The organism is Stenotrophomonas pictorum JCM 9942 (assembly GCF_001310775.1).
Classification (GTDB): Bacteria; Pseudomonadota; Gammaproteobacteria; order Xanthomonadales; family Xanthomonadaceae; genus Stenotrophomonas; species Stenotrophomonas pictorum.
Genome location: NZ_BAZI01000071.1, coordinates 1 through 10,293, shown reverse-complemented (window position 1 = coordinate 10,293; position 10,293 = coordinate 1). Strand labels below are relative to the sequence as shown.

Genomic DNA, 10,293 nt, shown 5'->3' with positions numbered 1-10,293 from the left:
CTCGCGGGCGATGGCGGCGGCCAGCGCCTGGACCGCGTCCGGGCTGCAGCCGTGCTTGCTGTCCTCATCGTCGATGTTGACCTGGATCAGAACATTGAGCGGCGGCCGCCCTGCTGGACGGTGACGGGCAAGCGCGGTGACCAGCTTGGGCCGGTCCACGGTCTGTACCCAGTCAAAGGTCCGGGCGGCAAGCTCGGCCTTGTTGGACTGCAGGTGGCCGATCAGGTGCCATTCCAGCCCCAGCGGCGCCAATGCCTGCACCTTGGCGGCCGCTTCCTGCACATAGTTCTCGCCAAACGCCCGCTGGCCCTGCCCGGCCAGCGCGGCAATCGCGCCGGCCGGTTGCAGTTTGGAAACCGCCAGCAGGCGCACCAGGTGCGCGGCCGGTGAAATAGCGGTAATTTCCTGCACAAGCGCGGCTAGTGGCACAGTGGACACACGGGTCTACCTCTTACGTGGGAACGCTATACTGCCTGCCAGGGGAAACACCTTCCAGATACACGCAACGCAGGGGATATAGCGGCGTATGGATATCGCTGAACTTTTGGCGTTCTCGGTCAAGAACAAGGCCTCGGACCTCCACCTTTCCGCCGGCTTGCCGCCGATGATCCGCGTGGACGGTGACGTCCGCCGCATCAACATCCCGGCGCTGGACCACAAACAGGTGCACGCGCTGGTCTACGACATCATGTCGGACAAGCAGCGTCGCGACTACGAAGAGTTCCTCGAGGTCGACTTCTCGTTCGAGATTCCCTCACTGGCGCGCTTCCGTGTCAACGCGTTCAACCAGAACCGTGGTGCCGGTGCGGTGTTCCGTACCATTCCCTCGGAAGTGCTGACGCTGGAAGATCTGGCCTGCCCGCCGATCTTCCGCGAGCTGATCGAACAGCCGCAGGGCCTGATCCTGGTCACCGGCCCGACCGGTTCGGGCAAGTCGACCACGCTGGCGGCGATGATCGACCACATCAACAAGAACGAATATGGCCACATCCTCACCGTCGAGGACCCGATCGAATTCGTGCACACCTCGCAGAAGTGCCTGATCAACCAGCGCGAAGTGCACCGCGACACGCATGGCTTCAACGAGGCGCTGCGCTCGGCGCTGCGTGAAGATCCGGACATCATCCTGGTCGGCGAATTGCGTGACCTGGAAACCATCCGTCTGGCACTGACCGCCGCCGAAACCGGCCATCTGGTGTTCGGCACCCTGCATACCAGCTCGGCGGCCAAGACCATCGACCGTATCATCGACGTGTTCCCCGCCGGCGAGAAGCCGATGGTGCGCTCGATGCTGTCCGAATCCCTGCGCGCGGTGATCTCGCAGGCGCTGCTCAAGCGTGTCGGTGGTGGCCGCATCGCCTCGCACGAGATCATGGTGGCCACCCCGGCCATCCGCAACCTGATCCGTGAAGACAAGGTGGCGCAGATGTATTCGGCGATCCAGACCGGTCAGCAGGTGGGCATGATGACGCTGGACCAGAATCTGCAGGATCTGGTCAAACGCAGCCTCATCACGCGCAACCAGGCCAAGGAATACGCCAAAGACAAGCGATTGTTCGAATGATCGGCGTGGTGTTGATCCGTAACCGTAGCGCCTCTGTCGGAGCATTGTCATGAGTACCATCGACTTCACCTCGTTCCTCAAGCTGATGGCGCACCAGAAGGCGTCGGATCTGTTCATCACCGCCGGCATGCCGCCGTCGATGAAGGTGAACGGCAAGCTGTCGCCGATCACCCAGACGCCCCTGACGCCGCAGCAAAGCCGTGACATGGTGCTCAACGTGATGACGCCGGCGCAGCGCGAGGAGTTCGAGAAGACCCACGAGTGCAACTTCGCCATCGGCCTGTCCGGTGTCGGCCGCTTCCGCGTGAGCTGTTTCTACCAGCGCAACCAGGTGGGCATGGTGCTGCGTCGTATCGAGACGCGCATCCCGACTGTGGAAGAGCTGAATCTTCCGCCGGTCATCAAGACCCTGGCGATGACCAAGCGCGGCATCATCCTGTTCGTCGGCGCCACCGGTACCGGCAAGTCGACCTCGCTGGCAGCATGATCGGCTACCGCAACCAGAACTCGACCGGGCACATCATCACCATCGAGGATCCGATCGAGTTCGTGCACAAGCACGAGGGCTGCATCATCACCCAGCGCGAAGTGGGTATCGACACCGACAGCTGGGAGGCCGCCCTGAAGAACACGCTGCGGCAGGCGCCGGACGTGATCATGATCGGCGAAATCCGTACCCGTGAAGGCATGGACCACGCCATCGCGTTTGCCGAAACCGGCCATCTGGTGCTGGCCACGCTGCACGCCAACAACGCCAACCAGGCGATGGACCGCGTGATCAACTTCTTCCCGGAAGACCGCCGCAACCAGTTGCTGATGGACCTGTCGTTGAACCTGAAGGGTGTGGTGGCGCAGCAGCTGGTGCCCACGCCCGATGGCAAGGCCCGCCGCGTGGCGATGGAGATCATGCTTGGCACGCCGCTGGTGCAGGATTACATCCGCGAGGGTGAGATCCACAAGCTCAAGGAAGTGATGAAGGACTCCGTGCAGCTGGGCATGAAGACCTTCGACCAGAGCCTGTTCGAGCTGTATCAGGCCGGCGAGATCAGCTACGACGATGCGCTGCGCTACGCCGACTCGCAGAACGAGGTGCGTCTGCGCATCAAGCTTGCCCAGGGTGGCGACGCCAAGACGCTGGCGCAGGGGCTTGATGGCGTGGAGATCGCCGAGGTCCGCTGACCGCAGTTTTCCCATCGACATCGCTGGAAGGAGTAAGTGCAGATGGAAGTGCAGAACCCCTATCTCCCTCCAGCGGCTCCGGTGGTCCCGGTCCCTGCGCCGGCCGCTGTTGCGCGGCCGGCTTCTGTTCCGGTTGAATCCGGAACAGCGCAGGTGCACCCGGAGGTGTTTGCTCCGTCCACCGGCAAGCTGGTCATGATGAGCCTGTGCACGTTCGGTCTGTACGTGCCGTACTGGTTCTACCGCAACTGGCAGGCCATTTCCGACCAGGAGGGTGGGGATATCTGGCCGTTCTGGCGCGCGGTGTTCGCACCGCTGTGGGGATTCAGCTGTTTCCCCCGGCTCAATAGTTACGTTTCCAGCAGGCGGCGGCAGCTGGCGTTTCCGCCGCTAGTGCTGGCACTGGTGTTCTTCCTGCTCAACTTCATCGCCAACCTGTCGATGTTCTTTCCGCGCAATATCGGCAAGAACCTGTGGGTGATCGGCCTTTTCACCTTTGTTCCGCTGCTGCCGATGAACTCGCTGATGCGCAGCTACCAGCAGTCCCTGCGGATGGACATGCGCCGCCAGGATCGCCTGCTGGTCTGGCACATCCTGATCATCCTGTTCGGCGGCTTGCTGTTGCTGCTGGGGCTGGCGGGCATTTTCCTGCGCGGTTGAGTCGGCCAATGTCCGGGCCACGGCGCCGTGCTCAGGCCTGCATCCACGCCGGGCCAATCGCGGCGATGCGCGCTTGCACCGGGCAGTCCTGGCGGTGTGCGCCTGGCAGGTAGCCCAGGCTCATCAGGAACTCGCCGGTGATCTCGCCACCGGTGAAACGGAAGGTCTTCTTGAACAGCTTCACCCAGTCCGCCTTGGGCAAGGGGTGGTGGGCATCCAGCCACTGGACGAAGCCGCCGTGGCTGGCACGCAGCTGCTGGATCACCTGCGCGTTGTGGATGGCCGCATGCACCTTCAGGCGGTTACGGATGATGCTGGCATCGTTGAGCAGGCGCGCGACATCGCCCTGGCCATAGGCGGCCACCTTGTCCACCGAAAAACCGTCATAGGCGGCGCGGAAGCCCTCGCGTTTTCTCAGAATGGTCTCCCAGCTCAGCCCGGCCTGGTTGATCTCCAGCACCAGCCGCTCGAACAGCTCGCTTTCCTCACGCTGCGGAAATCCGTACTCGTGGGCGTGGTAGTGGGCGTGAACAGGGTGGCCGGGAGCGATATCGCAATAGCTGGACATGGGCGCAGGCGCAGGTAAGGGCGGCGTCATTATCCGCCAGCACGCCTTCAACGGCGGTAAACGCTAGAATAGGCGCATGTCCGCGCTGTCTTCCCCACTTGCCAATCACCTGCTGGTGGCGCTGCCGTCGCTGCTCGATCCCCATTTCGCCCGCAGCGTTTCGCTGATCTGCCAGCACGATGAGAATGGTGCGATGGGCGTGATGGTGAACCAGCCTCCGAGTACACCCTGGGCGAGGTGTTGATGCAGATGGATATCGTCTCCGATGACGAGGCCCTGTGCGCACAGCCAGTCCTCAGCGGCGGTCCGGTGCATACCGAACGCGGCTTTGTGATCCACGACGATGCCCGCAGCTGGGATTCCAGCCTGACGGTGGCCGAAGGTCTGTACCTGACCACCTCGCGCGACATCCTCGAGGCGATGGCGCGCGGGGAAGGGCCGCGGCATGCGCTGGTCACGCTGGGATGCGCGGGCTGGGGCGCCGGCCAGCTGGAGCAGGAGCTGGCTCAAAACAGCTGGTTGACTGTGCCGGCCGATGCTGGATTGCTGTTCGATACACCGATGGACCAGCGCTGGCAGCTGTCGGCCGCGCGCATCGGGGTGGACCTGTTCCGTCTGGCGGGATACAGCGGACATGCCTGATCCGGCCCTTTCCACCGACAGCACGGTCCTCGGGTTCGATGTCGGTTCGCGCCGGATCGGCGTGGCGATTGGCAGTTCCTTCGGTATGAATGCCCGTGCGATCGCGGTGATCGATGTGCACGCAGCTGGTCCTGACTGGACTGCGCTGGATCGCCTGTTCAAGGACTGGCGTCCGCACGGTCTGATCGTCGGTGATCCATTGACACTTGATGGCGAGGACCAGCCCAATCGCAAGCGCGCGCGTGCTTTCGCGCGGCAGCTGCAGCAACGCTACAAGGTGCCGGTGTTGATGATCGACGAGCGCTCCAGCTCGGTGGAGGCGGCGCGCCGCTTCGCTGTCGAGCGCTCGGAAGGTCGCAAGCGTCGTCGTGACGCCGCCAACCTGGACGCGGTCGCCGCGGCGGTCATCATCGAGCGCTGGTTGTCGGCTCCGCACGATGCCATTCCTGTTTCCTGACTCCTGCCAAGAACTCTGTCATGACCGCTTCGCAACTCGATGCACAAGGACGTTTGCGCCACCTGCTGACCCTGGAAGGGCTGCCCCGCGAGAACCTGCTGCAATTGCTCGATCGTGCCGGTCAGATCCGAGATGCGGCGATGGGCCGGGTCGGCAACAAGCGCTCCGTGCTTGCCGGTACCGCCGTGTGCACGCTGTTCTTCGAGCCCTCCACGCGCACCCGCAGTTCGTTCCAGCTGGCCGCGCAGCGGCTGGGCGCCGATGTGCTGAACTTCGATGCGTCCACCTCATCGGCACGCAAGGGCGAAACCGCCTGCGACACGTTGCGCAATCTGGAGGCGATGGGCGTGCGCGGCTTCATCGTGCGCCACCCCGATGATGGCGCGGTGGCTGAGCTGGCCGCGGCTGCGGGCGAGGGCACCGCACTGGTCAATGCCGGCGATGGTCGCAGCGCGCACCCGACCCAGGGCCTGCTGGACATGCTGACCTTGCGTCAGGCCAAGGGACCGGATTTTTCGAAACTGAAAGTGCTGATCACCGGCGATGTGAAGCACTCGCGGGTGGCCCGTACCGACCTGCATGCGATGCGTACGCTGGGCGTGGGCGAGATCCGTGTGTGTGGCCCGCAGGCGCTGCTGCCGGACGAGGAAACGCTCAAGGGCTGCATCGTCGGCCAGGACTTCGACGCGATGCTGGAAGGCGTCGATGCGCTGATGATGCTGCGCTTGCAGCGCGAGCGCATGGAAGAAGGGCTGGTGCCCTCGCTGGAGCAATACCACGCCGAATACGGCCTCACCGCCGAACGCCTGAAACGTGCTGGCAAGGATGCGGCGGTGTTGCACCCTGGGCCGATCAACCGCGGCGTGGAGGTCACCGACGAGGTCGCCGATGGCCCGCAGTCCTGGGTGCTGCGCCAGGTCGCCAACGGCGTGGCGGTGCGCATGGCCGTGCTGGAAACGCTGCTGGCCTGATCATTCGGTTCAGGGGCGGGAGGTCGCGGTGCTGTCGGCATCGGCCTTGCGCTGCAGCTGCTGGATGTAGATCAGCTCGTTGGCGGCGATTCTGCTTTCCGGGTCCAGCTGCAACGATGCCTCGTAAGCCTGTCGGGCGGCCGGAAGGTCGCCCAGTTCGATCAGCGCAAACCCGGTGCCGCGCAGTGCCAAAGCTTCCAGATAGGCCGCTTCGGGGTGGCTGCGGGTGAGCGCCAGTGCCTGCCGATAGTTTTCCAGTGACCCGGCCCAGTCGCGGCGGCGGGTTAGGGCCGCGCCGCGTTCGGTCAGGGGCTCGGGTTCGTAGGGCGCGCTGGCATGGGCCTTGTCCAGCCAGCGCAAGGCCTGCTCGATCTGGTCCTGCTCCACGGCGATATAGCCCAGATGCTTGTAGGCATTGGCGCAGGCCATATCCAGCCAGTCGGTGGGCTGGCCATCGCCGTGGGTATCCAGATAGTGCAGATACTGGCGCTGGCTGCGGAACGCCCGTACCTGGCGTCCGGGTACGGCGAGGTAGGCGTCACACTGCCTCGCCGCATCCAGCAGGGCAGGCCTGGCCCTGGCGTGATCGCCTTTCAGGCTCTGTGCGATGGCCTGCTCCACGGGTAGGCGCAGCTGGCTTCCCAAAGCCGGCTCTGCCATAGGGGAGCGCAGCGGCGTAGTACTCAGCACCGAAGGACTGGTCTCACTCTGGGCCAGTGCCACGTTGCAAAGGCCGGCGACAACCAGCAACAGCAGGCGCATACAACGTTCCTTGGCAAGGGCGTTGGGGCGAGCCTAGCGCATTGGGCCGGGGACTGTCAGGGGCACAACGCCCTGCTCAGGCGCGCGGGGCCATCGCCAGAATCTCCAGTTGCTGCCGGGCTTCAACGTTGCCTGCCGCGGCGGCGGCCTGTACGGCGGCCAGATCCGGGTGCTGGATAATCAGCAGCGGGAATTCGCATTGCGGGCAGCTGTATTCGGTCTGCTCATCGTGCAGCTCCATTTCCATCTGCGCGAGGCACCTTGCCAGTCACAGGAAGGGCAGGTGTGGGTGTGCTCGCGCCAACCGGGCTGGTAGTAGTCGTGGACGGTAACGGTCATTGGGTACTCAGTGCAGCAGGATCAAAGTGGCAAGGCCGAGGAAGCTGAAAAAGCCCATCACGTCGGTCACTGCGGTCACCACCACGGTACCGGCGACGGCCGGATCCACGTTCATGCGCTTGAGCATCAGCGGCAGCAATACACCGGCCAGCGCGGCGGCGCAGAAGTTGATGATCAGCGCCAGGGTGATCACCACCGACAACAGCATGCTGTGGAACCACAGGAAAGCGATGATACCCACCACCACGCCGATCAGGGTGCCGTTGATCAGCGCGACCCGCATTTCCTTCCACAGCAGGATGCGGGCGTTGCTGGGGCCGACCTGACCCAGCGCCAGACCGCGCACCATCAGCGTCAGCACCTGCACCGCGGCGTTGCCGCCGACGCCGGCGACGATCGGCATCAGTACCGCGAGGGCGACGATTTTCTCCAGCGTGACTTCGAACTGGCCGATCACCGAGGCGGCAAGAAAGGCCGTGCACAGGTTGATGCCCAGCCACACCACGCGGCCGCGCACCGCGCGCTTGATCGGCGAGAACAGATCCTCTTCCTCGTCCAGACCGGCGGCGCCGAGCGCCTGATGCTCGGCCTGCGAACGGATGATGTCGACCACGTCGTCGATGGTGATGCGGCCGAGCAGGATGTTGTTGTCGTCCACCACCGGCGCCGAGACCCAGTCGTGGTCGGAGAACTGGCGCGCGACTTCCTCGGCGCTTTCGCCGACATCGATGGCCGGCTGCTCGTCGTCGATCAGGCGGTTGATCGGCGTGCTGTCCTCATGCGTGACCAGCGCCGCCAATGACAGCCGGCCCAGATACTGGTGGCGACGGCTGACCACGAACAGGTGATCGGTGTGATCGGGCAGCTCACCGCGCAGGCGCAGGTAGCGCAGCACCACATCGACGTTGACGTCGGCGCGCACGGTGACCACATCCGGATTCATCAGGCGGCCGGCGGTATCCTCCGGATACGACAGCACCTGCTCCAGCCGCTCGCGGTTCTCGCGATCCATCGACTTGAGGACTTCGTCGATGACGGTATCGGGCAGATCCTCGACCAGATCGGCCAGATCGTCGATGTCCAGGTCTTCGACCGCGGCGATGATCTCGTCCGGGTCCATGTCCGCCAGCAGGCTTTCGCGGACTTCATCACCGACGTGGACCAGCACCTCGCCGTCGTCTTCCGGATCGACCAGTCCCCATACGACTTCGCGTTTGCCTGGCGGCAGCGATTCGAGCAGGTTGCCGATCTCGGCCGGCGCCAACGTGTTGACCAGACGACGCACCGGCCCCAAGCGCCCACTGTCGAGCGCATCGGAAAGCAGGCGCAGCTGTCGCGCGGTCTTGTCGTGGCGTACGGCTTCGGCCATCGGAGCTCCAGAGAGAAGAAAAGGCCGTTATCCGGAGACAGGATGCGGCATCAGCGGTGTCCAGCGCGTCATTATTGCGTGCGCGCATCAGGGATGCACCGTGTTTCTACGCCGGTGGCAGCTCAGGCCGGAGCCGATTCGCGGATCCAGCGCTCAATGCCGCGCCGATCACGTGCCTGCAGCAGCTTCTTGCCGCGCTGGCGCAGCATGCGCAGATCGCTGTCGCGAATGGTGCGGCGGACCTCCAGCAGCGTGGCCGGATGCAGGCTGAACTCGGTCAGTCCCAGTGCCAGCAGCAGCGGCACCATCTGCGGATCGCCCGCGATCTCCCCGCATACCGCCACCGGTGTGGCGTGTGCCTGCGCGGTCTGGATCACCTGCGCCAGCAGCCGCAGCACCGCCGGATGCAGTGGCGAATACAGCGCGCCCACAGCCTCGTTGTTGCGGTCGGCCGCAAGCAGGTACTGCACCAGATCATTGGTGCCGATGGACAGGAAATCCACCTGGTCAATGAGCGTCTCCAGTGCGATCGCCGCTGCCGGCACTTCGATCATCGCGCCCAGTGGCGTCTGCTCCGCCACGGCATGACCCTCGGCCCGCAGCGCCACCGCCAGGCGGCTCATGCGCCGTTTGACCGCCAGAATCTCCTCGCGCGCGCTGACCATCGGCACCAGCACGCGTACCGGTCCATAGCCGGAGGCGCGCAGGATCGCCCGCAGCTGTGCATCGGCAACCTTGGGGTGGGCCAGCGACAGGCGCACGCCGCGCAGCCCCAGTGCCGGATTCTCCTCGCTGGTCAGCGCCAGCCCGGTGCGGTCGGCCTTGTCCGCCCCCAGGTCCAGCGTGCGGATGGTGACCGGGCGGCCACTCATGCCCAGCACCGTGTCGCGGTAGATCTGGAACTGTTCCTCTTCCGTGGGCAATTCGTTGCGCTGCAGGAACAGGAACTCGGTGCGGTACAGGCCCAGACCGTGCGCGCCCATCGCGTGGGCGCTGGCGACATCCTCGTGCGATTCGGCGTTGGCCAGCAGGGTGACGTCGACACCGTCGCGAGTGCGGGTGGGTTTGGAGCGCAGCCGTCCCAGTTCGCGTTGCTCGCGGGCCAGCTCGCGCAGGCGCAGCCGGTACTGGCGCAGGTCCTCGGCACCTGGATCGAGGGTGACCTCGCCCGTGCCGCCATCCAGAATCAGCACGTCACCGTCATTGATGCGGCTGAGCACCCCGCTGGCGGCGACGACCAGGGGCAGGTGCAGACTGCGCGCCAGGATGGCGCTGTGCGACAACGTGCTGCCGGCGCTGCTGACAATACCGACGACGCCCTGCGATTGCAGCTGCGCCAGTTCAGACGGGGCGACGTTCTCGCAGACCAGGATCTCGCCGGCCAGTCCCTTCACTCCGGCCGGACGTTTGTGCAAAAACGCGTGGATGCGCCCGATGACGTGATCCAGGTCATCCAGACGGCTCTTCAGGTAGGCGTCTTCCATCCCTTCGAAGACCTGGGCGAGCCGGTCGCGCTGGGTGCGCAGCGCATAGGTGGCGCTGTAGCGGTTGTTGCGGATCAGGTCATCCAGCGCCACCAGCAGTTCGGGATCATCCAGCAGCATCGCATGCAGATCGAGGAACTCGCCGACTTCGGCGGGCAGTGCACCTTGCAGGCGATGGCGCAGGTCGCGCATTTCCGCGCGGGCGGCGTCCAGGGCCAGGTGCAGGCGTTCCAGTTCGGCCGGCACCGCCGCGGCGGGCACGTGCTTTTTGCCGGTCTCCTGGGTGTAGGGCAGTCTC

The 10,293-nt window shown here is 64.9% G+C and carries 10 protein-coding genes and 2 pseudogenes; 6 read left to right on the top strand and 6 right to left on the bottom strand.

Features of this window, described 5'->3' with window-relative positions; all coding sequences use genetic code 11:
* Nucleotides 1-429 (bottom strand): YggS family pyridoxal phosphate-dependent enzyme (locus JCM9942_RS05925; protein WP_083468435.1); only part of this gene is annotated, 429 nt, incomplete at its 3' end.
* A gap of 97 nt (nucleotides 430-526) precedes the next feature.
* Here JCM9942_RS05925 and JCM9942_RS05920 point away from each other — a divergent pair.
* From JCM9942_RS05920 to JCM9942_RS05910, 3 genes and pseudogenes are all read left to right on the top strand, one after another.
* Complete coding sequence (locus JCM9942_RS05920) at nucleotides 527-1,564, top strand: type IV pilus twitching motility protein PilT (protein WP_054658377.1); 1,038 nt, start codon at nucleotides 527-529, stop codon at nucleotides 1,562-1,564.
* Nucleotides 1,565-1,613: 49 nt separating this feature from the next.
* Nucleotides 1,614-2,743, top strand: a pseudogene (locus tag JCM9942_RS05915) (PilT/PilU family type 4a pilus ATPase).
* Nucleotides 2,744-2,908: 165 nt separating this feature from the next.
* On the top strand, nucleotides 2,909-3,403 hold the full coding sequence (locus tag JCM9942_RS05910; protein ID WP_145974328.1) for a hypothetical protein: 495 nt from the start codon (nucleotides 2,909-2,911) through the stop codon (nucleotides 3,401-3,403).
* A 31-nt stretch (nucleotides 3,404-3,434) separates the two neighbouring features.
* Here JCM9942_RS05910 and JCM9942_RS05905 read toward each other — a convergent pair whose 3' ends face one another.
* Nucleotides 3,435-3,971 (bottom strand): DNA-3-methyladenine glycosylase I, encoded by a 537-nt coding sequence (locus tag JCM9942_RS05905; protein ID WP_054658373.1) that lies wholly within the window; start codon nucleotides 3,969-3,971, stop codon nucleotides 3,435-3,437.
* Between the two features lie 76 nt (nucleotides 3,972-4,047).
* On the opposite strand from JCM9942_RS05905, the pseudogene JCM9942_RS05900 reads away from it, so the two are divergent.
* The 3 genes and pseudogenes from JCM9942_RS05900 to JCM9942_RS05890 all read left to right on the top strand — a co-directional run bounded on the left by JCM9942_RS05900 (nucleotide 4,048) and on the right by JCM9942_RS05890 (nucleotide 6,041).
* Nucleotides 4,048-4,613, top strand: a pseudogene (locus JCM9942_RS05900) (YqgE/AlgH family protein).
* Nucleotides 4,606-5,070, top strand: coding sequence for a Holliday junction resolvase RuvX (ruvX, locus tag JCM9942_RS05895; RefSeq protein WP_054658371.1), 465 nt, complete (start codon nucleotides 4,606-4,608; stop codon nucleotides 5,068-5,070). Before JCM9942_RS05900 ends, ruvX begins: the two are co-directional and overlap by 8 nt.
* A gap of 20 nt (nucleotides 5,071-5,090) precedes the next feature.
* Nucleotides 5,091-6,041 (top strand): aspartate carbamoyltransferase catalytic subunit, encoded by a 951-nt coding sequence (locus JCM9942_RS05890; protein ID WP_054658369.1) that lies wholly within the window; start codon nucleotides 5,091-5,093, stop codon nucleotides 6,039-6,041.
* Nucleotides 6,042-6,050: 9 nt separating this feature from the next.
* Here JCM9942_RS05890 and JCM9942_RS05885 read toward each other — a convergent pair whose 3' ends face one another.
* The 4 genes from JCM9942_RS05885 to ptsP form a co-directional block, all read right to left on the bottom strand.
* Complete coding sequence (locus JCM9942_RS05885; protein ID WP_054658367.1) at nucleotides 6,051-6,803, bottom strand: tetratricopeptide repeat protein; 753 nt, start codon at nucleotides 6,801-6,803, stop codon at nucleotides 6,051-6,053.
* A 76-nt stretch (nucleotides 6,804-6,879) separates the two neighbouring features.
* Nucleotides 6,880-7,050: a hypothetical protein gene (locus JCM9942_RS05880; protein ID WP_425478312.1), complete on the bottom strand. Its 171-nt coding sequence runs from the start codon at nucleotides 7,048-7,050 to the stop codon at nucleotides 6,880-6,882.
* A gap of 99 nt (nucleotides 7,051-7,149) precedes the next feature.
* Complete coding sequence (gene mgtE / locus JCM9942_RS05875) at nucleotides 7,150-8,511, bottom strand: magnesium transporter (RefSeq protein WP_054658365.1); 1,362 nt, start codon at nucleotides 8,509-8,511, stop codon at nucleotides 7,150-7,152.
* A gap of 122 nt (nucleotides 8,512-8,633) precedes the next feature.
* Nucleotides 8,634-10,293: phosphoenolpyruvate--protein phosphotransferase (gene ptsP / locus JCM9942_RS05870; RefSeq protein ID WP_054658363.1), on the bottom strand; the 1,660-nt coding region annotated here is incomplete at its 5' end.